Annotated in this window: 23 protein-coding genes and 1 pseudogene; 15 read left to right on the forward strand and 9 right to left on the reverse strand. The window is 71.1% G+C overall.

Annotated features, from left to right (window positions below; genetic code table 11):
• Positions 1 to 71: 71 nt before the first annotated feature.
• Positions 72 to 1,874 (forward strand): GMC oxidoreductase, encoded by a 1,803-nt coding sequence (locus ACTWQC_RS28915; protein ID WP_443318777.1) that lies wholly within the window; start codon positions 72 to 74, stop codon positions 1,872 to 1,874.
• Positions 1,875 to 1,976: 102 nt separating this feature from the next.
• Here the strand turns inward: ACTWQC_RS28915 and ACTWQC_RS28920 are convergent, their stop codons facing one another.
• Positions 1,977 to 2,987: an LAETG motif-containing sortase-dependent surface protein gene (locus ACTWQC_RS28920; RefSeq protein WP_443318778.1), complete on the reverse strand. Its 1,011-nt coding sequence runs from the start codon at positions 2,985 to 2,987 to the stop codon at positions 1,977 to 1,979.
• 564 nt (positions 2,988 to 3,551) lie between these two features.
• Positions 3,552 to 3,869, reverse strand: a complete 318-nt coding sequence (locus ACTWQC_RS28925) for a chorismate mutase (protein ID WP_443318779.1) — start codon at positions 3,867 to 3,869, stop codon at positions 3,552 to 3,554.
• Positions 3,870 to 4,191: 322 nt separating this feature from the next.
• Between ACTWQC_RS28925 and guaA the strand changes: the two genes are divergently transcribed.
• Entirely contained in the window at positions 4,192 to 5,796 is a 1,605-nt protein-coding gene (gene guaA / locus ACTWQC_RS28930; protein ID WP_443318780.1) for a glutamine-hydrolyzing GMP synthase, read from the forward strand.
• A 124-nt stretch (positions 5,797 to 5,920) separates the two neighbouring features.
• Complete coding sequence (locus tag ACTWQC_RS28935) at positions 5,921 to 6,508, forward strand: Uma2 family endonuclease (protein WP_443318781.1); 588 nt, start codon at positions 5,921 to 5,923, stop codon at positions 6,506 to 6,508.
• A gap of 3 nt (positions 6,509 to 6,511) precedes the next feature.
• Here ACTWQC_RS28935 and ACTWQC_RS28940 read toward each other — a convergent pair whose 3' ends face one another.
• On the reverse strand, positions 6,512 to 7,261 hold the full coding sequence (locus ACTWQC_RS28940) for a hypothetical protein (protein ID WP_443318782.1): 750 nt from the start codon (positions 7,259 to 7,261) through the stop codon (positions 6,512 to 6,514).
• 104 nt (positions 7,262 to 7,365) lie between these two features.
• On the opposite strand from ACTWQC_RS28940, the pseudogene ACTWQC_RS28945 reads away from it, so the two are divergent.
• The 3 genes and pseudogenes from ACTWQC_RS28945 to ACTWQC_RS28955 form a co-directional block, all read left to right on the forward strand.
• Positions 7,366 to 7,818 (forward strand): annotated as a pseudogene (locus ACTWQC_RS28945) (class II aldolase/adducin family protein); the annotation flags it as partial.
• Positions 7,819 to 7,895: 77 nt separating this feature from the next.
• Positions 7,896 to 9,053: a hypothetical protein gene (locus ACTWQC_RS28950; RefSeq protein ID WP_443318783.1), complete on the forward strand. Its 1,158-nt coding sequence runs from the start codon at positions 7,896 to 7,898 to the stop codon at positions 9,051 to 9,053.
• A 186-nt stretch (positions 9,054 to 9,239) separates the two neighbouring features.
• The gene (locus ACTWQC_RS28955; protein WP_443318784.1) at positions 9,240 to 9,779 is read left to right on the forward strand and encodes a DoxX family protein; all 540 of its coding nucleotides are present in this window, start codon (positions 9,240 to 9,242) and stop codon (positions 9,777 to 9,779) included.
• 533 nt (positions 9,780 to 10,312) lie between these two features.
• Here ACTWQC_RS28955 and ACTWQC_RS28960 read toward each other — a convergent pair.
• Positions 10,313 to 10,561 carry a hypothetical protein gene (locus ACTWQC_RS28960; protein WP_443318785.1) on the reverse strand — a complete coding sequence of 83 codons (249 nt, stop codon included), beginning with the start codon at positions 10,559 to 10,561 and terminating at the stop codon, positions 10,313 to 10,315.
• Positions 10,548 to 11,948: a PspC domain-containing protein gene (locus ACTWQC_RS28965; protein WP_443318786.1), complete on the reverse strand. Its 1,401-nt coding sequence runs from the start codon at positions 11,946 to 11,948 to the stop codon at positions 10,548 to 10,550. Before ACTWQC_RS28965 ends, ACTWQC_RS28960 begins: the two co-directional genes overlap by 14 nt.
• A 130-nt stretch (positions 11,949 to 12,078) precedes the next feature.
• Between ACTWQC_RS28965 and ACTWQC_RS28970 the strand changes: the two genes are divergently transcribed.
• The 4 genes from ACTWQC_RS28970 to ACTWQC_RS28985 all read left to right on the forward strand — a co-directional run bounded on the left by ACTWQC_RS28970 (position 12,079) and on the right by ACTWQC_RS28985 (position 16,878).
• A complete protein-coding gene (locus ACTWQC_RS28970) occupies positions 12,079 to 13,752 on the forward strand; it encodes a serine/threonine-protein kinase (RefSeq protein WP_443318787.1) in 1,674 nt (557 codons plus the stop codon).
• Positions 13,753 to 14,084: 332 nt separating this feature from the next.
• On the forward strand, positions 14,085 to 14,783 hold the full coding sequence (locus tag ACTWQC_RS28975) for a dihydrofolate reductase family protein (RefSeq protein ID WP_443318788.1): 699 nt from the start codon (positions 14,085 to 14,087) through the stop codon (positions 14,781 to 14,783).
• A gap of 35 nt (positions 14,784 to 14,818) precedes the next feature.
• Positions 14,819 to 16,126, forward strand: coding sequence for a PspC domain-containing protein (locus tag ACTWQC_RS28980; RefSeq protein ID WP_443318789.1), 1,308 nt, complete (start codon positions 14,819 to 14,821; stop codon positions 16,124 to 16,126).
• Positions 16,126 to 16,878, forward strand: a complete 753-nt coding sequence (locus ACTWQC_RS28985; protein ID WP_443318790.1) for a LuxR C-terminal-related transcriptional regulator — start codon at positions 16,126 to 16,128, stop codon at positions 16,876 to 16,878. The genes ACTWQC_RS28980 and ACTWQC_RS28985 overlap by 1 nt, the downstream gene beginning before the upstream one ends.
• 13 nt (positions 16,879 to 16,891) lie before the next feature.
• Here the strand turns inward: ACTWQC_RS28985 and ACTWQC_RS28990 are convergent, their stop codons facing one another.
• Positions 16,892 to 17,320, reverse strand: coding sequence for an ATP-binding protein (locus tag ACTWQC_RS28990; RefSeq protein ID WP_443318791.1), 429 nt, complete (start codon positions 17,318 to 17,320; stop codon positions 16,892 to 16,894).
• A 97-nt stretch (positions 17,321 to 17,417) separates the two neighbouring features.
• On the opposite strand from ACTWQC_RS28990, the gene ACTWQC_RS28995 reads away from it, so the two are divergent.
• The 5 genes from ACTWQC_RS28995 (at position 17,418) to ACTWQC_RS29015 (ending at position 21,080) form a co-directional block, all read left to right on the forward strand.
• Positions 17,418 to 18,230, forward strand: coding sequence for a helix-turn-helix domain-containing protein (locus ACTWQC_RS28995; RefSeq protein ID WP_443318792.1), 813 nt, complete (start codon positions 17,418 to 17,420; stop codon positions 18,228 to 18,230).
• Complete coding sequence (locus ACTWQC_RS29000; protein WP_443318793.1) at positions 18,227 to 18,484, forward strand: DUF397 domain-containing protein; 258 nt, start codon at positions 18,227 to 18,229, stop codon at positions 18,482 to 18,484. Before ACTWQC_RS28995 ends, ACTWQC_RS29000 begins: the two co-directional genes overlap by 4 nt.
• Positions 18,485 to 18,535: 51 nt before the next feature.
• Entirely contained in the window at positions 18,536 to 19,960 is a 1,425-nt protein-coding gene (locus ACTWQC_RS29005; RefSeq protein WP_443318794.1) for a protein kinase domain-containing protein, read from the forward strand.
• Complete coding sequence (locus tag ACTWQC_RS29010; protein WP_443318795.1) at positions 19,957 to 20,319, forward strand: hypothetical protein; 363 nt, start codon at positions 19,957 to 19,959, stop codon at positions 20,317 to 20,319. Before ACTWQC_RS29005 ends, ACTWQC_RS29010 begins: the two co-directional genes overlap by 4 nt.
• A gap of 182 nt (positions 20,320 to 20,501) precedes the next feature.
• Positions 20,502 to 21,080, forward strand: a complete 579-nt coding sequence (locus ACTWQC_RS29015; RefSeq protein WP_443318796.1) for a Uma2 family endonuclease — start codon at positions 20,502 to 20,504, stop codon at positions 21,078 to 21,080.
• Positions 21,081 to 21,125: 45 nt separating this feature from the next.
• Here ACTWQC_RS29015 and ACTWQC_RS29020 read toward each other — a convergent pair whose 3' ends face one another.
• The 3 genes from ACTWQC_RS29020 to ACTWQC_RS29030 all read right to left on the reverse strand — a co-directional run bounded on the left by ACTWQC_RS29020 (position 21,126) and on the right by ACTWQC_RS29030 (position 24,150).
• The gene (locus ACTWQC_RS29020; protein WP_443318797.1) at positions 21,126 to 21,965 is read right to left on the reverse strand and encodes an MOSC domain-containing protein; all 840 of its coding nucleotides are present in this window, start codon (positions 21,963 to 21,965) and stop codon (positions 21,126 to 21,128) included.
• A gap of 135 nt (positions 21,966 to 22,100) precedes the next feature.
• Positions 22,101 to 22,646: an IPT/TIG domain-containing protein gene (locus tag ACTWQC_RS29025; RefSeq protein ID WP_443318798.1), complete on the reverse strand. Its 546-nt coding sequence runs from the start codon at positions 22,644 to 22,646 to the stop codon at positions 22,101 to 22,103.
• 382 nt (positions 22,647 to 23,028) lie between these two features.
• Positions 23,029 to 24,150: an NlpC/P60 family protein gene (locus ACTWQC_RS29030; RefSeq protein WP_443318799.1), complete on the reverse strand. Its 1,122-nt coding sequence runs from the start codon at positions 24,148 to 24,150 to the stop codon at positions 23,029 to 23,031.
• Between the last annotated feature and the right edge of the window lie 143 nt (positions 24,151 to 24,293).

Consider the following 24,293-nt stretch of genomic DNA (forward strand, 5'->3'; position numbering starts at 1 on the left):
CCCTTTCGTCTTCGGCCCTGTGGTGAAGCACAGGCGCGGGCTCCGAGCCGCACGTTCCACGGAGGTAGCCAGTGTCACGGGACGAGTCCGCCCCCGATCAGGTCTACGACTACGACGTCATCGTCGTCGGCTCCGGCTTCGGCGGTTCCGTCGCCGCCCTGCGCCTGACCGAGAAGGGCTACCGCGTCGGCGTCCTCGAAGCGGGCCGCCGCTTCACCAGGGACACCCTGCCCAAGAACTCCTGGGACGTCCGCAACTTCCTCTGGGCCCCGGCCCTCGGCCTCTACGGCATCCAGCGCATCCACCTGCTCAACAACGTCATGATCCTGGCAGGAGCCGGAGTCGGCGGCGGTTCCCTCAACTACGCCAACACCCTCTACGTACCGCCCAAGGCGTTCTTCGAGGACCGCCAGTGGGGCCACATCACCGACTGGCAGGAGGAGCTGAAGCCGTACTACGACCAGGCTCAGCGCATGCTCGGCGTCCGGCTCAACCCCACCCTCACCCCCTCCGACGTGCATCTCAAGGCGACGGCCGAGCGCATGGGCGTCGGCGACAGCTTCCATCTGGCGCCCGTCGGCGTCTTCTTCGGCGACGGGAAGGACGCCGAGGGGGACGCGAAGGCGCGGGCGAAGGCGGGCGAGGAGGTGCCCGACCCGTACTTCGGCGGCGCGGGACCGGCACGGCGGGCCTGCACCGAGTGCGGCGAGTGCATGACCGGCTGCCGCCACGGCGCGAAGAACACCCTCAACGAGAACTACCTCTACCTCGCCGAGAAAGCCGGGGCGGTCGTCCACCCGATGACGACCGTGACAGCCGTCTACGAGGACGGCTTCGGCGGCTACTTCATCTCGACCGTCCCCACCGACAAGAAGCGCTCCGCCAAGCCCAGGACCCTGCGCACGCAGCAGGTCGTCATCGCCGCCGGCACGTACGGCACGCAGACGCTGCTGCACACCATGCGGGACAAGGGCCTGCTGCCCCGCGTCTCCGACAGGCTCGGCCACCTGACCCGTACCAACTCCGAGGCCCTGGTGGGCGCGATGACCGACAGCCGCCGCTACCGCAGGAAGCACGGCGAGCCGGCCGACTTCACCCGGGGCGTCGCGATCACGTCCTCGATCCACCCCAACGACACCACCCACATCGAGCCGGTCCGCTACGGCAAGGGCTCGAACGCGATGGGCGCCATGTCCATCCTCCAGGTGCCGTACGGGGGCCGGGCGCCGCGCGTACTGTCCTGGCTCGCGAACTGCGCCCGGCACCCGTGGCTCGTGCTGCGCTCGCTGTCCAACCGCCGCTGGTCGGAGCGCACCATCATCGGCCTGGTCATGCAGACCCTGGACAACTCGCTGACCACGTACCGGAAGCCGAAGGGCCTGGGCAAGGGCCTGCTCACCGCCCGGCAGGGGCACGGCGCGCCCAACCCGAAGCAGATCCCCGAGGCCACGCAGGCCGCGAGCATCCTCGCCGAGGAGATCAACGGCTTCCCGGGCAGCAACGTCGGCGAGCTGATGGGCACCCCGCTCACGGCCCACTTCCTCGGCGGCTGCCCGATCGGCGAGGACGCGGAACACGGCGTCATCGACCCGTACCACCGGCTGTACGGGCACCCGGGCGTCCACGTCGTCGACGGCTCGGCGGTCTCGGCGAACTTGGGTGTCAACCCGTCGCTGACCATCACGGCGCAGGCCGAGCGGGCGATGTCGCTGTGGCCCAACAAGGGCGAGGAGGACCTGCGTCCGGAGCAGGGCACGGCGTACGCCCGGCTGGCGGCGGTGCAGCCGAAGGCACCGGCTGTCCCCGAGGAGGCCTTCGGGGCGCTGCGGCTGCCGGTCCTGCCGGTACCGGTGGTGCCGCCGAAGAAGCCGTAGCCGGAGCGCTGCGCGGGCACGACGAAGGAGCACGACGAGGGGCACGACGAAGGGGCCGCACCCCCCTCCGGTGCGGCCCCTTCATACGGGTGTGGCTGTCGCTTACGCGGCGGCCTCGGAGCCCGCGGCCTTGCGGCGGCGGACGACGAAGACGGCGCCGGCGCCCACGACCATGGCGACACCGCCGATGGTGGCGATCGTCGGGAGCGCGGACGACGAACCGGTCTCGGCGAGGTTGCCGGTCACCGGCAGCTCCTTGACACCGCCCTGCGGCTTGGTGTCGGGTCCGGGCTTGTCGCCCGGCTTGCCGTCACCGGGCTTGGCCTCGCCCGGGTTGCCCGGGTTGCTGCCCGGCTTGAGAACGGTGAAGTAGTAGTCGGCGCCCGCGCTTTCGGCGATGCACTCCTGGCCCTCGACGTTGTCCAGGTAGGCACCGGTGCCGAAGGAGTAGCTGTCACCGGCCGGGGCGTTCTTGTGGATGTTGACCCGGAGGTCGACCTTCACGAAGTCGTTGGACTTCAGGGTCTCCACGCCCCAGAAGTAGCCGCCCGCGAACTCCTTGCTGCCGATGGTCTCCCACTGCTTGGAGACCGGGTTGCGGAACTCCAGGTCGATGTAGGGGCTGAGCCACTTCGACTCGTCGATCTCGAAGTTCTCCACCTCGGCCCAGAGCGCGACCTCCTTGAGGTCCACCTCGGAGGTGTTGCTGACGGTCAGGTTGAAGTCCGTCCAGCCGCTGCCGGCGACGACCTTGCCCGGCAGGCCGGAGATCTTCGCGCTGAGCGCCTTCTCCTCGTAGTTCTGGTCGACCTCCTCGCAGTACGGCGGGATGGTCGGCTCGTCGGTGGGCTCGTCCGTGGGCTCGTCGGTGGGCTCGTCGGTGGGCTCGTCCGTCGGTTCGTCGGTCGGCTCGTCCGTGGGTTCGTCGGTGGGCTTGTCCGTCGGCTCGTCCGTCGGTTCGTCGGTCGGCTCGTCCGTCGGCGGAGTGCTGGGGTCCTCCGAGGCGGTCGAGGTGACGTTCGGGTCCGCGTAGGCGGCGGGCGCGGCGAGCAGCGCAGCCGGGGCTATGACAGCCGTCGCGGCAGCGGTCGCCAGAGCGCGGCGGATCTTCATGAGACCTCTTCTGGGTCCGAGTGCTGTGGGTGCAGCACTGCATGGGGAGGCCGTCGCGGTGGGGGAGCGCGGTATGGCCGTGCGTTTGCAGATAAGTGACCCGTAAGAGGTGAGGATGGTTGTGCGAGTGATGTCGCGAGATTCGCGTGACCTGTGTCACTGATGTGACGAAGGTGAACTCTCGTGAAACCGGATGGAGTCCGACCCAAAGTGAAGCGTGAAGGGTGAAAGAAGGAGACGGCCGGTCCCGGGCGTCCCGGGGACCGGCCGTTCCCGTTGGCCGTGACCGGGCCGCTGTCCCCTGCTGACCGGTCACGCGCTGGAGCGCGGTCCCACGACGCGCACCGCGTCACACGCTCCAGCGATTCCGCCCTGTTGCTGTTGGGCGCCCCGTAGAACGAGGGCGGAGCCACGCGTGGTTGCTTCGGCCGCCCCTGGCTGGCACGGACACCGGGACCAACGAAGGTGCTCGGGCCCGGTCACGCGCCGTACGGGTGACGGCCCCCGGCCCCCAGCCCGTATGAGCTGCGTATGAGCCGCGTATGAACGGCAAGCCGCGGCAGGTCATACGCGGCCGCGGCACAGCTCCAGCAGCGTCATCGCCAGCGCCGTCCCCGGCTTGCCCAGCTGCTCCCTGTAGTGGCTGAGGATCTCCATCTCGCGGGAGAGGTTCACGCGCCGCCCTCCGGAGGCGATCCTGGACTGCTGGATGACGGCCGAGACCGCCATCCGTTCCTGTACGAGGCCGATGATCCGGGAGTCAAGATCGTCGATCCGGCCGCGGGCGTCGGTGATTTCGGCGGCGGCCTGCTCGGTGCGGGCGCCGGTGTCGGTACCGGCGCCGGCGTCGGTCGGGGCGGGGGCCGCGGTGGGGTTGCTCATGTCCGTATCTCCTCGGGGTCGTAGGGGCCGGCCCCCGGGGGCGACGATCACGGCCCGGACAACGCAGGACGCCCCGGGCCTTGTCGGCCCGGGGCGCCTGGGAAGTCGCTTGTCAGTGGCTCAAGCAGCACGACCATGGCAGCCGGACGGGCCGGGTGCCATAGGTAAAGACGAAGGTCATGTGCCGAGACATGCGGATCAGTATGGCGTGGACCGCGACGGCGGGCCAGCAGCCGCCCGGATGGTGAGACGCGGAGGTCGCCGCGTACCCCCGTTAGAATCGAGACCACACACCCCGTATCACCGCCGGAAGGCCGCCGAAGTGTCATCTGCGACCCCGCCCGCCGCTCCCGACGCCGACCACACCCCGGACTCGGTCCTGGTCGTCGACTTCGGCGCGCAGTACGCACAGCTCATCGCCCGTCGCGTCCGCGAGGCCCGGGTCTACAGCGAGATCGTTCCGCACACCATGCCGGTGGAGGAGATCCTCGCCAGGAAGCCGAAGGCGATCATCCTCTCCGGCGGCCCGGCTTCGGTCTACGCCGAGGGCGCCCCGAGGCTCGGCCCGGAGATCTTCGAGGCCGGGGTCCCGGTCTTCGGGATCTGCTACGGGTTCCAGGCCATGGCGCTCGCCCTGGGCGGCACGGTCGACAACACCGGCGGCCGCGAGTACGGCCGTACGCCGCTGACCGTCTCGCGCAGGGGCTCCACCCTCTTCGAGGGCACCCCGAGCGATCAGCCGGTGTGGATGTCCCACGGCGACGCCTGCTCGGCCGCCCCGGAGGGCTTCTCGGTCACCGCGACCACCGACGGCGCGCCGGTCGCCGCCATCGAGTGCGACGAGCGCCGGCTCTACGGCGTCCAGCACCACCCCGAGGTCCTGCACTCCACGCACGGCCAGCAGCTGCTGGAGCACTTCCTCTACCGCGGCGCCGGGCTCGAGCCGAACTGGACGACCCACAACGTGGTCGAGGAGTCGATCGCCGCGATCCGCGAGCAGGTCGGCGACAAGCGCGCGATCTGCGGGCTCTCCGGGGGCGTGGACTCCTCGGTCGCCGCCGCCCTCGTCCAGAAGGCCATCGGCCCCAAGCTGACGTGCGTGTACGTCGACCACGGGCTGCAGCGCAAGGGCGAGTCCGAGCAGGTCGAGAAGGACTTCGTGGCGGCGACCGGCGTGCAGCTGAAGGTCGTGGACGCGGAAGCGCAGTTCCTCGCCGCGCTGAAGGGGGTCTCGGAGCCCGAGGAGAAGCGCAAGATCATCGGGCGGGAGTTCATCCGGGTCTTCGAGCAGGCGGCGAGCGAGGTCGTCGCGGAGGCGGGTGCGCACGGCGAGCAGGTCGAGTTCCTGGTCCAGGGCACCCTCTACCCGGACGTCGTCGAGTCCGGCGGCGGTACCGGTACCGCGAACATCAAGTCGCATCACAACGTGGGCGGCCTCCCCGAGGACCTGCAGTTCCGGCTCGTCGAGCCGCTGCGCCGGCTCTTCAAGGACGAGGTCAGGATGGTCGGCCAGGAGCTCGGCCTCCCGGACGAGATCGTCCACCGCCAGCCGTTCCCCGGCCCCGGCCTCGGCATCCGTATCGTCGGCGAGGTCACCAAGGACCGGCTCGACCTGCTGCGCGAGGCCGACGCCATCGCCCGTGAGGAGCTGACCGCGGCCGGCCTCGACCGCGAGATCTGGCAGTGCCCGGTGGTGCTGCTCGCGGACGTCCGCTCGGTCGGCGTCCAGGGCGACGGCCGCACGTACGGCCACCCGATCGTGCTGCGCCCGGTCTCGTCCGAGGACGCGATGACGGCGGACTGGTCCCGCCTGCCGTACGAGGTGCTGGCGAAGATCTCGACCCGGATCACCAACGAGGTCGACGAGGTCAACCGCGTGGTCCTCGATGTGACGAGCAAGCCCCCGGGCACGATCGAGTGGGAGTGACCTTCCCGCCCTCCCGCTACGGGACAATGCCGACGCCGTCGCTCATTCGTTTGAGTGGCGGCGTCGCTGTTCGTGCTGGGTAGTCTGATCGTACGGACCAGACTTCACGTCCATGGGAGCACTCATGAGCGCTGAGAGCGCGCACCACCACTGGCCGGTGCCGCCGCGCGACGGTTACACCGTGGACGACCTTCTCACCCTGCCTGACCTCCCGCCGCACACTGAGCTGATCGACGGGAGCCTGGTTTTCGTGAGTCCGCAGCGCGTTTTTCACAGCATTGCGATCGACCTGCTGGTGAGCGGACTGCGTCGCACTGTTCCTCCCCTGCTGAGGGTTGTCCGCGAAATGACCGTCGTGATCGACAAGCGGAACGGTCCGGAACCGGACATCGCGGTCGTGCGAGCCGGCGCAGTGCGGAGCCGCGAACAGACCTATTTCCAAGTCAGGGACGTGATGCTCGCCGTTGAGGTCGTGTCCCCGGACTCCGAGGCCCGCGACCACGACACCAAGCCGCACAAGTACGCCACCGCGGGGATCCCGTACTTCTGGCGGGTCGAGATGATCAGTGCGGACGAACGCCCCGTCGTCCACGTCTTTGAGCTCGACAAGGAGACGCGCGCCTACCGCTCCACCGGCGTCCACCACGACCGGCTCAAGCTCTCCGTCCCCTTCGACATCGACATCGACCTCACCGAGATCGACCGGCTCTGAGCGCTACCGCTGCGGCGGTCCGTAGGGGGCGGCCCCCTGCGGACCGCCGCTGTATGGGTTCGCGCCCTGCGGGGCCGGGCCCGCGCCGTAGGGGTTCGCGAACGGGTTGGCGTGGCCCGGGACTTGCTGGTCCGGGCGGAGGAAGCGGGTGCGGCCCGTTTCATCGCGTACCGGGACGAAGCCCGCGGAGGCCAGCAGCGCCGCGTACTTCCGGTTCCGCCTGCGCGTCCAGATGAAGCCGAAGCCGAGCAGGGCCATGCAGAACGCCCAAAGGCCCAGGCCGATGCCCATGGTGAGGCCGAAGAAGTCGCCCCGGGCGACCCCGATCGCGCCGCCGACGGTGAAGCCGATCGCGCCCCACATCATCCGCTTCTCGGCGTTCTTGCCGGTCAGGTCGAAGTTGATGCGCGCCTTGAGGAGTTCGACGGCGGGGGCGGCCTCCGGGACCGGCTTGAGCTTGCCGCCCGGCTGAATGCCCGGCAGCGGACCGCCGTTGCCCGCCTGCGGGAACTGCGCCCAGGTCGCGGCCGCGCGCTGCTGCGCGTACGGGCTCGGGTCACGGTAGAGCTGCATCTTCACCGCGCCGTCGTTGGCCCCGGACTGCTCGGCGCCGTAGTACGCGAAGCCGAACTGCTCGGCGATGAAGGCCAGTCCGGCGAGTTTCTTCACCGACCCCCAGCGGTTGGTGACCTCGACGACCTCGTTGCTCGCCATCAGCCGCAGCATCTGCGCGATCTGCTTGTCGGTGCTCATACAAGGTGAGCTTAGCGGCGGGAAGGGAGCTCAAGGCGAACGGTGAAGGCCGCCACTCCTGTCAATCAGTGCGGTCTTCGCCGTTCACTCGCAGGGGCAAGATTGCGCGCCCGGACGTTGTCGCCGCCGCGCACAGCCACACCACGTACGGCCGCGCCCTGTCGGCGCGCGGCGAGCTGCTCGAGCCGATCACCCAGGACGTGTGCGCCTTCTCCGAGGATCACACGCTCTTCGACGACTGCGCCGGCGTCGTCGTGGACGCGGCGGAGAGGCGCGCCGATCGCCGACGCGCCCGGGCCCACAAGGTCGTCATCCCTGCGCAATCACGGTTTGCTGACGGTCGGGGACTCGGTCGACGCGGCCGCGTGGTGGTTCATTACGATGGAGCGGTCATGTCAGGTGCAGGCGGCCGCGAAGGCGGCCGGGAAACCGGTCCTCATCGATCACCACAGCGCCCTGCAGACCCGCGAGCAGCTCGGAAACGATCTCGTGGCGTTGATCAACTACCAGCCCTGTGGCAGCAGATCACCCGTGGCGAGCCGGACCTGCTGACCTGACAGGCCGGACGAATGCGGCACAATTCCCTCTCATCACACGGGCATTGCGGCGCGTGCAGCGAGAGAGGTGTTGTCCCATGGCCGTGGACTCGGCGAGAGACGGCTTGCCAGGCGGTGGTCCCGGTAGCCCCGGTGGCAGTCATGGCGGCGGCCCTGAAGGCCGCGACGGGCACGGCAGCCGCTGCACGTGCGGGGACTGCCCGTACGGCGCCCGCGAAGGGCACCGGCGCGCGGTCGCCGCGTTCGTGGCACGGCGCGAGGAGCTGGCCGCCGGCCGCGGCGTGCCGGGCGCGCTCGCGCACTCCTCCGGGGCTTCCCGGCAGTGGGTGTCCGACGAGCTGACCCGGTCCGCCCACACGGCCGCCGAGTTCGGGCGCGCGGAGGGCCGGGTCTGGCTGCGGCGCGGGCGCGGTGCGCTGGCCGGGCCGCTCGTCGGCGAGGACAACCGGCTCTCCACCTCGCGTACGGTCGCCGCGCTGTGGGTGCTCGTGGCCGTCGCGGGCGTGCTCGTCACGGCCGTCGCCCTGGCCGTGACGGACGACCGGGCGCGGCTGCTCGACGGGCTGACGCTCGGGCGCTGCGACGGGCTGCTCGCGGTTGTGGCACTGGCGCTGCTGGTGGCCCTGGCGGCGCGCGGCGTCGTGGTACTCCGGGTACGGGCGCAGCGGCTCCAGAAGGTGTCAGCGGCCCGGCCGCGCGCCGCCGATCTGCTCACGGACGACGCGGGGCGCGGCAGCCTCCCCGACGTGCAGTACGTGGTGGTGGCCGCGGCGATCGCGGTCTTCGCCGTGGTGCGTCTGGTGCGGGAGCCGGAGCGGCTGCCGGATCTGCCATGGGGACTCGTGGCGCTGGCCGCCGTGTCCGCCACGGCCTACCTGGTCGCGAAGGCCGCGGAGGGCGGCCGCCCCATCGTGCTGTCCGTCGTACGGGCCCGTGAGGCCGGCGACCTCGACGGGCCCATCCGGGCCGGGGACGACATCGAGATCCGCGGCGGCGGCTTCGTACCGGCGGGTGCGGGCACGGCGGAGGCGCTCGCGCGGATGGTCGTCCGCATCGGCACGGTCCATGTGCACGTGCCGCTGGTGCCGGTCGCCGGGGGCTTCGCCAACCCGACGGACTCGGCGCTGACCGTGCCGGTCCCGGCCGAGGTCGAGCCCGGCCGGGTGGACGTCCGGGTCGTCACGGCAGCGGGGGCGGAGTCGAACCGCTGCCGGATCGACGTGGTGGACGGCTGAGCCGTACGGGTGGCTCCGGTCGGGTCTGTTGAACCGGGCCCGGAAGGTGTGGTTGCTCCGGGGTTGAGCCGGTCGGAGCGTTTCAGCTGGTTGAACCCTCACCGAATCTTGTCCGTACCCCTCGCCGAAGGCACCCGTGTGCCGGAGAATCGTCCCTGCGGGGGCAGGCGATGGAGGGCGGACGACATGGCTCACGGAGCGCGCGTTGACCGGGATCTCACGGGCGGGCTGGGCGAACCGGCCGGATCGTGGCGGGATTCGGCATCCCGCTACGCACTGCTCCCGCTGCGTATCTTTCTCGGCGTCACCTTCATCTACGCGGGTCTGGACAAACTGACCGACCCGGCCTTCCTGGCCGACAGCGGCCCGGGCTCGATCGGCGAGCTCATGAAATCCGTGCGGAACGGGTCCGCGATCCCGGCGATGGTCGATCTGGCGCTGGAGAGTCCGAGGAGCTTCGGGTACGCGATCGCGATCGGGGAGATCGCGGTGGGCGTCGGCACGCTGCTCGGGCTGCTGGCGCGCCTTGCCGCGTTCGGGGGCGCGCTGATCTCACTGAGCCTCTGGCTCACCGTCAGCTGGCAGTCGCACCCGTACTACTACGGGAACGACCTGGCCTACCTGATGGCGTGGATCCCGCTGATCTTCGCGGGGGCGCAGGTGTTCTCGACGGACGCGAAACTCCGCTCCCGCCGCAACCGCTACGGCCGCCCGCTGTACGGCTGACTCTCCCCGGCGCTCCGCGCCGGTCCATGCCCACCCTCCCCAGCGCTTCGCCTGGGTGGGGGTCCCCCCCGGCGAAGCCAGGGGGAGTACCCCCCCCGCCCCGTGAAGGGGCTTCGCCCCTTCAACCCCGCCTGGCGGCTTCGCCGTCAGGACCGGCGGACGGCGCCGGTGCCGGTGCCGGGCGGCCGGCGAGCGCCCGCGGCGCGACGCTGCTCGCACGGAGCAGGCGCACGGGTGCCGCCGTGCCTGCGCGGCAGCCCACCGGGCGGAGCGCGCTGCAACTCCCTTCTACCGCCCGGGTGTCCCCGCGAGACAGCGAGCGCCCCCGGTCGCCACCAACCGTCTGCCGCCGGGCCGTCCCGCCTGCCGACCGCCCCTTCTGGCCTCTGGCCGGGGACCAACCCACCCACCGTTTCCTTGGGCACCTCCCCGGTGCGGGCGATCCGGGACGCGAGGGCCCCCGAGCCCACAAGCGCCGCCGCCGGCGGTGATGCGCAGTGGCGAGGAGAGGCCGCCTCTGCCTGCGCCGGGCGTCAGCCGGGCGGGGCGTTTTCCGGAGCGCGGGGGTCACCGGCGCGCGGGGCTCGGCTCGCGCGGCGGCGGGCCGCTCGGGTCATCACTGCCGTCAGCGCCGCCAGCGGGAGGCCTGCCGCCACCAACGGGACCAAGGTCCAGGCCGGGACGGACCAGGCGCCCGTCGCGTCCAGGGCGTAGATCACGCCCGCGCTCAGCAGGACGAGACCCGCGACCAGCTTCCCCGGCTCCGTGTCATGACGCCGCACGGCTCACCTCCACCTGTCCTACGCCCGCCTCCAGTTCGAGGTCGAGCGTGCCGCGCGGCTCACGCCCGTCCGCGGGTTCGATCGTCATGCGCTCCCTGAGGCCGGGGGAGACGTCCACGTCGTTCCGCCGCTCGCCCGGCAGCCGCAGGTCGCCCAGCCCGACCTCCACGTCCAGCTTCAGCGTGGCGTCCTTCGGTACGAGGACCCTCAACTGCCCGGCGCCGACGCTCGCGCGCGTGGCGACGGTCTGGTCCTCGTCCAGCTTCAGCGCGGAGAGGTCGAGCGTGCCGACGCCCGAGCCGACACCGTAGTCGGGCCGTACGGCGGCGGCCGAGGCCGGCTTCCAGTCCGTACGGACCCAGTCGGACGTCACGCTCTTCGGCAGGGCGGCCGCGCTCACCAGCAGCGCGCAGGTCAGCAACGCCAGGATGACCGTCCCGCCGCCCGCCCGCCCGTAGAACGCGCTGATCGCCAGGCCGAGGCCGAACACGGCAAGCGCGCAGGCGAGGCCGGTCTGCAGGCTCGTGCCGAGCGGCTGGGCGTCCCAGGAGGCGAGGATGCCCGCCGCGCACGCGGCCACCGCGAGGAGGAAGGTCCAGCCGCCGATCCAGGGCCGCCGCTCCCGCGCGGGGGCCAGGTCGGCCGACCAGGCGGCGGCCCGGCCCGAACGCGCCGCGGCGGGCGCCTTGGTGTCCCACGGCAGACCGTCGTCCGGGCCCCACAGGTAGCCGGTGCCGGTCGTGCCCCCCGTACCGTCCTTGGTGATAGGGCCGCGCCACCAGGACGGGGCGCCCGGCGCCGGCGGGGCCTGCGTCTCGGGGGGCACGCCCTCGTGCCCGGCCGGATGGGACGCCCCCCAGGCACCCCCGCCCCCGGCGGCAGCGTGCCCCGCTCCCGCACGCGCCCCCGCGTCCGCCGCCCCCTTCTGCTCCGCCCTGCGCCGCCGCTGCGACCACTGGGCGCACCCGGCCAGCGCGCCCGAGACGACCAACGAGAAGAACACGACGGTCGGGTTGCCGAGCATCGACAGCAGCAGCCCGCAGCCGAGCAGTGCGCAGAGCACAGCGGCCAGCGCCTGACCCTCCACTCGCCCGGAGAGCAGCCGCCTGCCCTCGTTCTCGTCCTCGCCCTCCAGCGGGATCAGCAGCCACGCGAACCCGTACGCGATGAGCCCGACGCCGCCCGCGATCGCCAGCACGGCAAGCACGACGCGGAAGATGACCGGATCGAGGTCGTAGTGCCTGCCGAGCCCGCCGCACACGCCCGCGATCACTTTGTTGCCACGGCTGCGCCGCAGCAGTGGCGGGCCGGTCCGGTCGGCGGCGCTCCGCTCGTCGGGCGCGTCGCGCTCGTCGGGCTCGTCGGGCTCGTCGGGCTCGTCGGTCATGCGTCCATGGTGACGGTCCGGTGACCCGGAGAGCATCCGGCCCGACCCTGGTACGACCCTGAGATGTCCCCGGTGGGGACGCGGCGCGGCGCCGTGGTTATCGTGTCCGCACCATGGCAATGTCGAGTTCATGGCAGGCCGGGGGGCAGAGGGAGAGCAAAGGGTGTCGGACGGCGCGGGGCGGGACGAAGGGCGGCTGGTCGCGGGGCGCTACCGGCTGGTCGAGCGGATTGGCCGCGGCGGCATGGGCACCGTGTGGCGGGCCGAGGACGAGCTGTTGGGTCGTCATGTGGCGCTCAAGAAGCTGCACGTGCCGCCGCACCTGGCCGACGACGAGCGCGCCACGCTGTACGAGCGGACGCGGCGCGAGGCGCGCAGCGCGGCCCGTATCACGCATCCGAACGTGGTCGTGGTGCACGACGTCGTGGACGACGGCGGGCTGCCCTGCATCGTCATGGAGTACGTGCCCTCCCGGACGCTCGGTGACCTGATCAAGGAGGAAGGCCCGGTCTCCCCGGACGAGGCGGCCCGCATCGGGCGCGGCATGATCGCGGCACTGCGGGCCGCGCACGCCGCCGGGGTCCTGCACCGGGACGTCAAGCCGGGCAACGTGCTGCTGGGCGCGGAAGGGCGCGTGGTGCTGACGGACTTCGGCATCGCGGTCGCCTCCGGCACGTCCACGCTGACGCGCACGGGCGAGCTGGTGGGCTCCGTGGACTACGTCGCCCCCGAGCGCGTCAGGGGCGGCACGCCGGGCCCCGCCTCCGACCTGTGGGCGCTGGGCGCGACGCTGTACCAGGCGCTCGAGGGCCGCCCGCCGTTCCGCAAGGACACGGCGATCGAGACGGCCTACTCGATCGCCGTCGACCCGCTGCAACCGCCGCAGCGGGCCGGGGTGCTGGCCCCGCTCATCGAGCAGCTGCTGACGAAGGACCCCGAGGAGCGGCCGGGGGCGGAGACGGTCGAACTCCGGCTGCGGGAACCGGCGGCGGAGGCCGAGACGGCATACGTGGAACACGGGCAGCTGCTGGACCGCGGGGTGCGGGACGGCGACGGCACGGGCACGCGTACGAGTACGGGCACGCGCAGGGGGACCGGGCCGACGGCCCCCCTCGAGCCCGGGGCCCCCGGGCCCTCAGAGCCCGGCCCGCGCCCCCGCCGCCGCGGCCGCCGCCGTATCGTCGCGTGGGCCGCCGCCGCGGTGCTCGTGGCCGCGGCGGTGCCGGTCGCGGGCGTCCTCTTCGGGATGCTCGCCGCGGACAAGGGCGAGGGCCAGGACGACCAGGCCCGGGAGACTCCCTCGGCCTCGGCCTCGGACAGCGCGTCCCCGCCGACCCCCAAGCCCTCGCCCCTCCCGAACGGCTACAAACTCGTCGAGGCGAAGGAGTTCGGCCTCTCCGTACCCGTGCCGAAGGACTGGACCCGCACGGACGTGCCCGACAGCGACATCGCGTTCATCAACCCGGCCGGCCTGGTCAGCCTGCGGATCAACGTCCTCGACTTCGCGAGCTCCGACCCCCTGCAGCACTGGAAGGACGACGAGGCCAAGTCGCTGAGCGAGGGGAAGCTGCCCGGCTACAAGCAGCTGCGGATGCAGGAGACGGCCTACCGGGGGATGCCGGCCGCGATCTGGGAGTTCACCTTCCAGGGCAGAGCACGCCAGTTCCGCGCCATCGACCTGGGCTTCGGGAACCCCGGCGAGAAGGAGTACGCGCTCTACCTGTCCGGCCCGAGCGCCGGCTGGGCCCGCCACAAGCAGGTCTTCGACGACGTCCGCAACAGCCTACGGATCGAGGACAACTAGGGCACGACGGGCGGGCTTCCGCCCTGCCCCACCCTTGGAGGCGCCCCGTGGGGGCTCTGCCCCGTAGCCGGGGGTCTGGGCGGAGGTCTTCTCCCGCTTCCCCGCCTTCCCTCCAGCTACCGCTGGGGTGTGGCCCCTTCCGGGCTGTGGACGATGTGCGGGCTCGCCGCGTGGGGGGCTCTGCCTCAGGGCCGGGGGTCTGGGGCGGAGCCCCGGTTTCGGGAAGGGGTGGGATAGGGGAAAGGCCCGTGTCGCGGACCGATGAGTGTCTCGCCGTCCCGGAGTCTGAACTCGTGCGAGGGGGGCCGGATCACTCGAGAGGGAGACACGCCATGACCGCGATCACTCTGACCACATTCCTGTCCCTGGACGGGATCATGCAGGCGCCGGGTGGCCCCGAGGAGGACACCAGCGGAGGCTTCGACAAGGGCGGCTGGCTGGTCCCCTACGCCGACGAGGACATGGGCCGGTACGTCGCCGACTGGTTCTCCGCGGCCGACGGCTTCCTCCTCGGCCGCAGAACGTACGAGATCTTCGCCGCCCACTGGCCGAAGGTGACCGACCCCGCAGACCCGGTCGCCAGCGCCCTCAACAGCCTCCCCAAGTACGTGGTCTCCACGACCCTGGACAAGGCGGAGTGGAACAACTCGACCCTGATCGGCGACAACGTCATCGAGAAGGTCGCCGAGCTGAAGAAGCAGCCCGGCAGGGAGATCCAGATCCACGGCAGCGGCACCCTCGCGCAGTCCCTGATGGAGCACGACCTGATCGACGAGTACCGGCTGTGGATCTACCCGGTCGTCCTGGGCGAGGGGAAGCGCCTGTTCGCCCAGGGCGCCCTGCCGACCGCGCTGAAGCTGACGGACGTCCGGACGACCGGCACCGGGGTCGTGGTCCACGTGTACCAGCCCGTGGGCAGGCCCGTGTACGGCTCCTTCCTGCTGAACAAGGAACCGGGCGCCGACCTCGGCGCGGAGGACGCCGTGAAGCAGGGCTACCGCGAGTCCGGGGGCGGTCAGGGACGACCCTGATACCGCCGGGGGACCGGACGTGTGACGATCGGAGCATGACCGCCGCCACCGCCCGCGCCGGAGGCCCGTACGCCCCGGCGCCCGACCCCCCTGAGGAACCGCCGCCGCGCAAGCTCTACCGCAGCGCCGACGGCCGGATGCTCGGCGGCGTGGCGCGCGGGCTCGCCGGACACCTCGGGCTGCCGGTGTCGTGGGTGCGGATCGTCTTCGTCGCGCTGCTGATGTTCGACGGACTCGGCGCGCTGCTATACGCCGGATTCTGGTTCGCCGTGCCCCTCGGGGTCGGCGGCGTCGAGACCCCGCAAGCCGAGGCGGCCGCCGGGCACGTCGGCCCGGACGGCCGCCGCCGGATCCGCGCCCGCAAGCCCGACAAGGGCCAGCTCTTCGCCCTGCTCGCGCTGGTCGCCGGCCTGGCGATCTTCGTCGACAACCTCCAGCTCGGGCAGGCCGCCAGCGCGTACGTGTGGCCGATCCTGCTGATCGGCGCCGGTGTCGCGCTCGTCTGGCGGCAGGCCGACAACGCCCGCCGCGAGCACTGGATGGAGGTCGGCCGCAGCAAGCGCGTCCAGGCCGTTGCCCGCAGCGCGGCAGGCGTGGTGCTGGTCGGCATCGGCGTGACCGGCTTCATCGTGCTCCGCGGCTCGGCCCACCAGCTCGGCAACGTGCTGACCGCCGCGCTCGCCGTCCTCGTCGGCATCGCGCTGCTCGCGGGCCCGTATCTCGTACGCATGACGCAGGACCTCTCCGAGGAGCGGCTGATGCGCATCCGCGCCCAGGAGCGCGCCGAAGTCGCGGCCCACGTCCACGACTCCGTCCTGCACACCCTCACCCTGATCCAGCGCAACGCCGAGGACCCGAAGGAAGTCGCGCGGCTGGCCCGCGCCCAGGAACGGGAGCTGCGCGCCTGGCTCTACAGGCCGGAGGGGACGGGCAAGGAGGAGGCCGAGCAGCCGGAGACCCTCGCGGAGGCCGTGAAGCGCACGGCGGCGGAGGTCGAGGACCACCACGGCGTGCCGGTCGAGGTCGTCTGCGTCGGGGACTGCCCGCTCGACGAGAAGCTGGCCGCCCAGATTCAAGCCGCGCGCGAGGCGATGGTGAACGCCGCGAAGTACGGTGGCGAGGGCGGGCCGGTCCAGGTCTACGCGGAGGTGGAAGGCCGTACGGTCTTCGTGTCCGTACGGGACCGTGGCCCCGGCTTCGACCTGGACGCCGTGCCGGAGGACCGGATGGGCGTCCGGGAGTCGATCATCGGCAGAATGCAGCGCAACGGCGGGACCGCGCGGTTGCGCTCCGCGCCGGACGGGGGCACGGAAGTCGAGCTGGAGATGGAGAGGGCTTCGTGATGACGGAAGAGGCACGGGAACCGCAGAACGAGGCCGGGGCCGGCGCTGAGGCGGGGGCCGGGGCTGGAGCCGGGGCCGGGGCCGATGAGGCGCGTCGCGTACGGGTCGTGCTCGTGGACGACCACCGGATGTTCCGGACCGGTGTCCAGGCCGAGATCGGCGAGACCGACCGTACGGGCGTGGAGGTCGTCGGCGAGGCCGCCGACGTGGACCAGGCCGTCACCGTCATCACCGCGACCTGGCCGGAAGTCGTCCTGCTGGACGTCCACCTGCCGGGCGGCGGCGGTGTCGAGGTCCTGCGCCGCAGCGCCGCGATGATGGCTGACCCGGAGCAGCCGGTGCGCTTCCTCGCGCTGTCGGTCTCGGACGCGGCCGAGGACGTCATCGGCGTCATCCGCGGCGGCGCCCGCGGCTACGTCACCAAGACCATCACGGGGACGGACCTGGTGAACGCCATCTTCCGCGTGGCGGACGGCGACGCGGTCTTCTCGCCCCGGCTCGCGGGCTTCGTCCTCGACGCCTTCGCCTCGACGGACGCCCCGCCGGTCGACGAGGACCTGGACCGGCTGACGCAGCGCGAGCGCGAGGTCCTGCGGCTGATCGCGCGCGGGTACGCGTACAAGGAGATCGCCAAGCAGCTGTTCATCTCGGTGAAGACGGTCGAGAGCCATGTGTCCGCTGTGCTGCGGAAGTTGCAGCTCAGCAACCGGCACGAGCTGACGAGGTGGGCGACGGCGAGGCGCCTGGTCTGATCGGCCGGTCTGATCAGCCCGCTTCGGGCGGCAACTTCAGCGCGAACCACACGGTCTTGCCGATGCCGCGGGTACGCGGCCGCGCGCCCCACTCGTCCGCGAGCGCGGCCACGAGGGCGAGGCCGCGGCCGGACTCGTCGTCGGGTGCTGCCTGGCGCGGCTGTGGCAGCTGGTCGCTGGCGTCGGACACCTCGATGCGCAGCGCGCCGTCGCGTAGGACGCACCGTGCGCTGATCTCGCGGCCCGGTGATACGCGCGCGTGCTTGCGGGCGTTGGTCATCAGCTCGCTGAGCAGCAGCACGGCTGTCTCCGCCACGTCATCCGGGACCTTCCACGCGCGGGCCTGATCGCGCAGCAGCTCTCGGGAGCGGACGACGCTGCGCGAGTGGCGCGGCAGCAGCCATTCAATGTCCTTCGGTGGTGGGGGAGTTCCGTCGACCATGGCTCAAACAGTGCTGGTGGGGGCGTAGCCTCGGCAGTAACGGAGCGGGTACGGAACGTGGTGTACCGCGCGTGCACCGGGAGAGGTTGGGGGTGCGATGACGACTGGGAACCCCTCCCAACCGCCAATGACTTGGCGGTACTGCGGGAACCAGATGAAGCTGTGGCGCACGCGGGCGGGGGTGAGCCGCGAGCAGGTGGGCGAGGAAGCGGGCTACGAGTACGAGACCGTGAAGTCGATGGAGCAGGGGCGGCGAAAGCCGACGCTGCGGTTGCTCCAGGTCGCGGACGAGATGTGCGGGGCGGGGGGTTTGCTGGTCGCGGCGCAGGACTATCTGAAGCCGGAGAAGTTCGTCTCGTACTCCCAGGATTTCATGCGATACGAGGCCGAGGCGATCACTCTCAGCTCATACCAGCCCCTGCTCATCCCCGGGCTGTTGCAGACAGACGAGACGGTTCGGGCGCTGCTCAACGCGCATTGGCCACCGCTCGACGACGAGACGATCGAGCAGAGAGTCGCCGCCCGCCTGGCGCGCCAGCGATTGCTGGAGAAGCAAACCAAGGCGTTCAGCTTCGTGATCGGGGAAGCGGCGCTGCGCCACCCTGTCGACAACACGGAGGCGCACAAGCGGCAACTGCACCGCCTGCTGGAAGCAGGCGAGCAGCGTAATGTGACCATCCAGGTCATGCCGGCCGGGGGCGCACATCCCGGGCTCGATGGGCCGTTCGTCATGCTGGAAACGCCCGAGCACGAGCATCCCGCCTACGAAGAGGGGCAAACGACGGGCGTGCTGCATGCAGACCCCGAGAAGGTCAGCATCATCGCCCAGCGCCATGCCATGATCGCCCGGCAGGCCCTCAGCCCCGAGGAGTCGGCACGTTTCATCAGAGAGTTGGCGGAGGAGCTATGAGCACCGAGCTGGCCTGGTTCAAGTCCAGCTACAGCGGCACCGCGGGCGGCGACTGTATAGAGGTCGCCCTCTCCTGGCATAAGTCCAGCCACAGCGATTCTGAGGGCGGCGCATGCGTCGAGGTCGCCGCCTGCCCCGGCACCATCCACGTCCGGGACTCCAAGGACAAGACCGGCCCCCAGCTGGCCTTCACGCCCGCCGCCTGGGCGGAGTTCATCGCGTATGCCGCCCGGCAGGAGGCCGTGCCGGGCTGACGCTCCGCCAGCTTCCCATTACTCTGTGCGGGATGTGATTTGGGGGGGCGGATGGAGACCGGGGAAACGCCGGGAGGCGATCAGAACCGGCACGGCGGCGCCGGTAGGGGTGCGTCGCAGGCTCTGATCGGCGGCCGTTACGAGCTGCTGCAGCGGCTCGGGCGGGGGGGCATGGGGACGGTGTGGACGGCCCTGGATACCCAGTTCAATCACCCGGTCGTCCTCAAGGAGCTGCTTCTTCCTGGCTCTGTGGACGCCGAGGCGCGGGCCCAGTGGCTGCAGCGGGTGCGCCGCGAGGCGCAGGCGGTCGCCCGGATCGGCCATGAGCACGTAGTCGCCGTGCACGACGTGGTCGAGGCCGACGACCAGGTGTGGATCGTGATGGAGCAGGTCACCCCGCACTCCCTGGCGGACCTTCTCCGTGAGCGCGGGCGGATTCCGTCGAGGGAGGCGGCTCGTATCGGCCTGGAAGTGCTGCGCGCTCTGCGCGCGTTGCACGCAGCCGGGGTGCTGCACGGGGACGTCAAGCCGCACAACATCCTGTTCCGCAGGGACGGGCGGGCTGTGCTGACGGACTTCGGCATCGCGGCGTTCGAGGGCGCGGCGGGGGACACATCGCCGCACGTGATCGTAGGCACGCCGCAGTACATGGCGCCGGAGTTGCTCGCCACGGGATCGCGCACTCCCGCGGCGGATCTGTGGTCGCTGGGCGTGACCCTGTACGAGGCGGTGGAGGGGCGGCCACCGGTCCGCGGCTCGACGGCCTCAGACACGATGCGGGCGGTTTTGGAGGATGAGCCGCCACCGCTCGCCGGACCGCTGCGCCCGCTGATCGACGGGCTGCTCGCCCAGGATCCGCAGGAGCGGATGAGCGCCGCTCGCGCGGAGGAGCTGCTGAGCCACCTGACTCATCTGCTGGGCTCGGCCGTCGACGCCCGCGTCGGCTCGGCCGCCTTCCCCGCTTCTTCGCCGGAGCCAATGCCGGATGCTGCCCCGATGGCCCGCTCAAGGGCGGCTCCGGCCCTGCGCGTCGGGGCTCCCCTGATAACGGGCGCTGTCCTTGCGCTCCTCGTCCCCGCTGCCCTGGTGCTGTCCAGCGGGGCGTACTCCATCCCGCTCGACCGAGCGTGGGTGTGGCCCGCTGTCCTCGGAGCGCTCTGGGTGGTCCTGGCCGTGCGCGGATTCGTGTCGGCCAGAGACCGCATCCGCAAGGCCCAGCGGCTGCGCGCCTGGGATGCCGCCCCCAACGACCTGGGGGCCGCGCCTGCCTCCATCACGCCATGGCGCGCGGTGCTGGACGGGTACCTGGCGGCTCTGGCGCTGCCCGCTGCTCCCCCGCGGCCCGAGAGGCTTCCCGTACGGATGGAACTCGACAAGGACATGGGCGACTTCTTCGCTCAGCTCGGTCCACCACCGGGCTGGACTGACAGGGCGGCAGCGCCGCGGAGACCGGACACCCCAAGTGATGCGCGATGACCGACAACCCCAGCGAGAGCCCTGCGGTCGGTGCCCCCACGGAGCCGGGAATCCCCTGGGGCGACCGGCTGCCGGTCGAACAGGCCAAGGAGTGGGAGGCGCTCCGGCCGGGCACGGTGGAGTGGATGCTGGAGGAACTCCGGCGAGAACGGGAGCACCGGCGTCGCGTGGAGTGGGTCCACACCGGGCTGCAAGCCTTGGGCTCCGCGCTGGGAGCGGGCACGGCCGTCGCCTACATCTGGGTGGCGACGTACTTCCTCGACCACGATGCCGCCACGCAGGGAGCCGCGATTCTCGGGGGCGGGGCGGCCGCCTTGGTCGGAGCCTTCCTCGGCAGGAAGTACGGGGAGCGGCGGTAACTCCAATTTCCGCGCACACCAAGGCGGATGACTTTTTGTGATCGTGTCACCACGAAGCGCACTCGCTGTATAGCGTGCACTGCGGCTGCCCCGAGATGCTCAAGGAGGAGCGCATACGCATGAGCGTGCAGCACGCGCCGCCGCCCGAAGTCAGGGCACCATGGAGGGGAGGAGGCGACGCCATGACCCCCAGGACTGCCGACCGACCCCAGATGTCCGTCGAAGAGTTCGAGCAGATCGCCCGCGCGGCGCCCGAGACCGTGCGGATGGAGTTCATTAATGGAAGGCTGAGGGTCAAGTCCGTGCCGGACGGAGATCACGGAGCGATCATCATGTGGCTCCTCAAGCAGTGCATGCAACAGCGGCCCGAGTTGGCGCTGTACCCGGATCAGGGACTGAAGGTCGAGGGCTATCGCAAGGGCCGCGCCCGTCCGGACGGCTCTCTCGTTCCCGAGGACCATTTCGTGGGGGAGGGCGAGTGGGCCGATCCCGAGGGCGTCCTGATGACCGTCGAGGTGACCTCGCACGACTGGGACACCGATCAGCGCGATCGCAGGGATAAGCGCGACGCCTACGCCGCAGCCGACATTCCGGTCTACCTCCTCATCGACCGCGATGAATGCACCGTCACCGTCCACGCCGATCCGGAGGGCGGAAAGTACCGCAGCCTGACGTCACGCCCGTACGGCGCCGTCCTCGAGATCCCCGACCCGGTGGGGATCACCCTCGAGACGGAGAAGCTGAAGGACTATACCCACTGAGCAAGCGGTGGCCGGGGCTTGCGCTGCCGCCCCTTGGTGATTGCGTCAAAGTTCCGAATCACTCCAGGAACTGACGGACACCTCGTCCCCCACCGCCAGTTTGCCGGGCCGCAGCACGGAGAACTTCGTGCCGAACGCGACACCGCCCTCCGCCGCACGGCGGTACGTGGCGAGCGTGCGCAGCGGTTCGGGGCCCGCCTTGGCTCCGGTCTGCTGGTCGACCAGCGTGACCGCGCACCGGATCGCGAGCTTGGCATAGCCCAGTTCGGCGTTGCCGATGCTGATCCGGCGGGCGCGGTCCTCCATATGCGGCTCGTCCCACCCGTCGATCACGATGTTGGGGCGGAAGCGCGTCATCGGAAGTGGCGACCGGTCCGCTCGCCCGTCCGCTTGGGCGAGCCGCTGGTTCAGTCCGTCCAGCGTGGCTCGTGAAATGACGTGTACGGGGCTGCTGTCGGCATAGCCCGACGTGCCCGGGGTCCATCCGTCGGTCACGCGGTCGTGCTCCGGTGGCACCCGCACCAGCCTGCTCGGTGCGCCGAGCACCTCCGACAGCCACTCGGCCGCGGCGCCGCCCTGGTCGATGCCCTTGTACGGGGTGCCGAACAACTCCACGTCACGCCTGGCGGATGTCAGATCCACGTCGACGCGCAGGACGTCGGCGCCCGGCGCCCGAAGCGTAAGGCGCTCGCCGCCCGCACTGACCGCAGCGCGGATGACCGCGAGCCGCGGATCCCGTCGCTGGCTGCGGAACACACCGTTCGCGCCGACGACCATGAAGCTGCGGTCGTACGCGAGGCCCGCCTCTGTCAGCAGGGACTCGGTCATCGACGTGCCGGCGCACCCTTTGACCGGGTAGGAGATCAGTTCGACTACGACAGCCATCGGCTCACCCTACCGAGGCGGCAGCGAACGGTGGGCCTCGCCGATGGCAGGTGCCCCGGCGCGGGCGCGACACGGGAGGTGCCGGTCCGGCCGGGGCGCCTGCTTTGCCGGGGCGCCTGCTTTGCCGGCGCGGGATCACACGTAGGTGAAGCCGCCGTTGACGGTGGCGGTACCGGCCGGGGTGGTGACGACAACGGCTGCGTTGCCGGACACACCGGCGGGCGTGATGCCGGTGAGCACGGTGCCTGCGGCGTTGACGTTGATGCCGATGGCCGGCGCGCCGCCGACGGTGACGGTCGCGTTGGCGAGGTTGGATCCGGTGATGATGAACGCGGTCCCGCCCACGACTGGACCGATGGCCGGGTTGATGGAGAAGGTGACCGGTGGGAGCTGTGGCGTGGTGTAGGTGAAGCCGCCGTTGACGGTGGTGGTGCCGGCGGGGGTGGTGACGATGACGGCTGCGTTGCCGGACACACCGGCGGGCGTGATGCCGGTGAGCACGGTGCCTGCGGCGTTGACGTTGATGCCGGTGGCCACCGCGCCGCCGACGGTGACGGTCGCGTTGGTGAGGTTGGATCCGGTGATGGTGAATGCGGTCCCGCCCGCGACGGACCCGGTCGCCGGGATGATGGCATCGGCAACCGGCGGCAGCGGAGATTCGCTTTCCTGCATGGCGGACATGAATGACCTCCAACCTGCGGAGTTCGCCCAGCAATTGGGCTGCCCCGCCCTTCGAGATGTGTCGTCCTTTCAGGTTAGGCATGTCCGTCAGGTCAACGGGAGGCGCACATTCACCCTGGTGAGGCATTCGGTGAATGATTCGACAATATGAATAAGAGCCGTTAAGTAAAATGCTTTACCGGCGTGCGCCGCTCCGTTCCCGGGGGGTCAATCGTAAATTCTAGCGGCAACTCTGCGAATTTTGCGGGAAGTTGACGTTTTTCCGGTCCGCGATAAAGTCAATTCAGGGCAACAATTTCCATTGCCCTGCAACTGGGTCGCTTGTCGTGCGGACCGTGGGCAGAGCCAGGCTGGTCCTCCGCCAGTGGCCTGGGGCAGGTCGCTAGGCCGGTCGGGTCGCGCCTGCGAAGGGCATTTCGTCGATGGGGGCGACGCGGACCGGCGCGCCTGGCCGCGGGGCGTGGATCATCTGGCCGTCCCCGATGTACAGCCCGACATGGCTGACGCCGGAGTAGAAGAACACCAGGTCACCGGGGGCGAGTTGGGACCGTGAGATGCGCTGCCCGGCGTTGATCTGGGTGAAGGTCGTCCGGGGGAGCGAGACCCCGGCGGCCTTCCAGGCGGCCTGGGTGAGGCCCGAGCAGTCGTAGCCGTTCGGGCCGGTCGCGCCCCAGACGTACGGCTTGCCGAGTGCACCGAACGCGTACGAGACGGCGGTGGCGGCGCGGACGTTCGGCGCCCGGACCGGGCCGCGTGAGGCGCTGCGGCCCGCGCGCGCGGACGCTGCGGCGTCCGGGCCGTGACCGTCCCCGCCGAGGAGCTGCGCGCGCTGCTCGGCCGTCAGGCGGTCGAGCAGCTCCTCGGCCTCACGGAGCTTCTCCTGCACCGTGCGCTTGTGCTTCTCCAACGCGGCCTGGCTGCACCGCAGTTCCGCGACCTTCTCGCCCGCCTCGGAACGTACCTGCTCGATGTCGCGCAGCTGCCGCTGGATGCCGCTGACCGCGGCGGCCTGGCGGCTGCCCGCCCGCTCTACGGCGGCGGCGCGCTCGAGGTAGTCGTCGGGGGATGAGGAGAGCGCGAGCTGTACGGCGGGGTCGATGCCGCCCGAGCGGTACTGGGCGGTGGCGATCGAACCGAGCGCGTTCCGGGAGGCGTTCAGCCGCCCGGACCTGTGCGCGGCCTCGTCGCGCAGCCGGTCCAGCTCCTTCTGCGCCCTGCTGGTCTTCTCCTTCGCGCCGTTGTACTTCTCCGTCGCGGCTTCGGCTTCGTGGTGGAGCCGGTCGACCTCGGCCTTGACCTGGGCGGGCGTGAGGCTGGGCTCGGCCTGCGCAGCGCCGACGACGCCGGTTGCGCCTGCCGCGCTCGCGAGGGCGAGCGTCGCGGCCGTACGGGCTGCGGTACCACCTCTCATGCCCGTGAGGCCCGTGATGCCCGTGATGCCGGTGAACGTGCCGGTGAGCGTGCCAGTGAGCGATCGCTGCCTGGGCTTCCTGTGCGAGGCCACGGCGGCCGTCACTTCCTTCCTGCCTTTCCGGTGGCCGTGCGGGGGTCGCCACCGGGGCGCGTGGGGGCGCCTCGGTGGAGGACGCTAGACCTCCGTGTTACGGGCAGGTGTCGTGATGACCGGGATTGGAACGTTTAAGAGCG

The organism is Streptomyces sp. 8N616 (assembly GCF_052246385.1).
Lineage (GTDB): Bacteria > Actinomycetota > Actinomycetes > Streptomycetales > Streptomycetaceae > Streptomyces.

Coding starts and splice junctions, on each gene's coding strand:
- ACTWQC_RS28935 (WP_443318781.1), top strand. CDS start 5,921: ATGAGCGCTGAGAGCGCGCACCACCACTGGCCGGTGCCGCCGCGCGAC.
- ACTWQC_RS29010 (WP_443318795.1), top strand. CDS start 19,957: ATGACCGACAACCCCAGCGAGAGCCCTGCGGTCGGTGCCCCCACGGAG.
- ACTWQC_RS28955 (WP_443318784.1), top strand. CDS start 9,240: ATGGCTCACGGAGCGCGCGTTGACCGGGATCTCACGGGCGGGCTGGGC.
- ACTWQC_RS29000 (WP_443318793.1), top strand. CDS start 18,227: ATGAGCACCGAGCTGGCCTGGTTCAAGTCCAGCTACAGCGGCACCGCG.
- ACTWQC_RS28965 (WP_443318786.1), bottom strand. CDS start 11,948: ATGACCGACGAGCCCGACGAGCCCGACGAGCCCGACGAGCGCGACGCG.
- ACTWQC_RS28940 (WP_443318782.1), bottom strand. CDS start 7,261: ATGAGCACCGACAAGCAGATCGCGCAGATGCTGCGGCTGATGGCGAGC.
- ACTWQC_RS29005 (WP_443318794.1), top strand. CDS start 18,536: ATGGAGACCGGGGAAACGCCGGGAGGCGATCAGAACCGGCACGGCGGC.
- ACTWQC_RS28920 (WP_443318778.1), bottom strand. CDS start 2,987: ATGAAGATCCGCCGCGCTCTGGCGACCGCTGCCGCGACGGCTGTCATA.
- ACTWQC_RS29020 (WP_443318797.1), bottom strand. CDS start 21,965: ATGGCTGTCGTAGTCGAACTGATCTCCTACCCGGTCAAAGGGTGCGCC.
- ACTWQC_RS28970 (WP_443318787.1), top strand. CDS start 12,079: ATGGCAGGCCGGGGGGCAGAGGGAGAGCAAAGGGTGTCGGACGGCGCG.
- ACTWQC_RS28925 (WP_443318779.1), bottom strand. CDS start 3,869: ATGAGCAACCCCACCGCGGCCCCCGCCCCGACCGACGCCGGCGCCGGT.
- ACTWQC_RS29025 (WP_443318798.1), bottom strand. CDS start 22,646: ATGTCCGCCATGCAGGAAAGCGAATCTCCGCTGCCGCCGGTTGCCGAT.
- ACTWQC_RS28975 (WP_443318788.1), top strand. CDS start 14,085: ATGACCGCGATCACTCTGACCACATTCCTGTCCCTGGACGGGATCATG.
- ACTWQC_RS28950 (WP_443318783.1), top strand. CDS start 7,896: ATGGCCGTGGACTCGGCGAGAGACGGCTTGCCAGGCGGTGGTCCCGGT.
- ACTWQC_RS28995 (WP_443318792.1), top strand. CDS start 17,418: ATGACGACTGGGAACCCCTCCCAACCGCCAATGACTTGGCGGTACTGC.
- ACTWQC_RS28990 (WP_443318791.1), bottom strand. CDS start 17,320: ATGGTCGACGGAACTCCCCCACCACCGAAGGACATTGAATGGCTGCTG.
- ACTWQC_RS28980 (WP_443318789.1), top strand. CDS start 14,819: ATGACCGCCGCCACCGCCCGCGCCGGAGGCCCGTACGCCCCGGCGCCC.
- ACTWQC_RS28985 (WP_443318790.1), top strand. CDS start 16,126: ATGACGGAAGAGGCACGGGAACCGCAGAACGAGGCCGGGGCCGGCGCT.
- ACTWQC_RS29015 (WP_443318796.1), top strand. CDS start 20,502: ATGACCCCCAGGACTGCCGACCGACCCCAGATGTCCGTCGAAGAGTTC.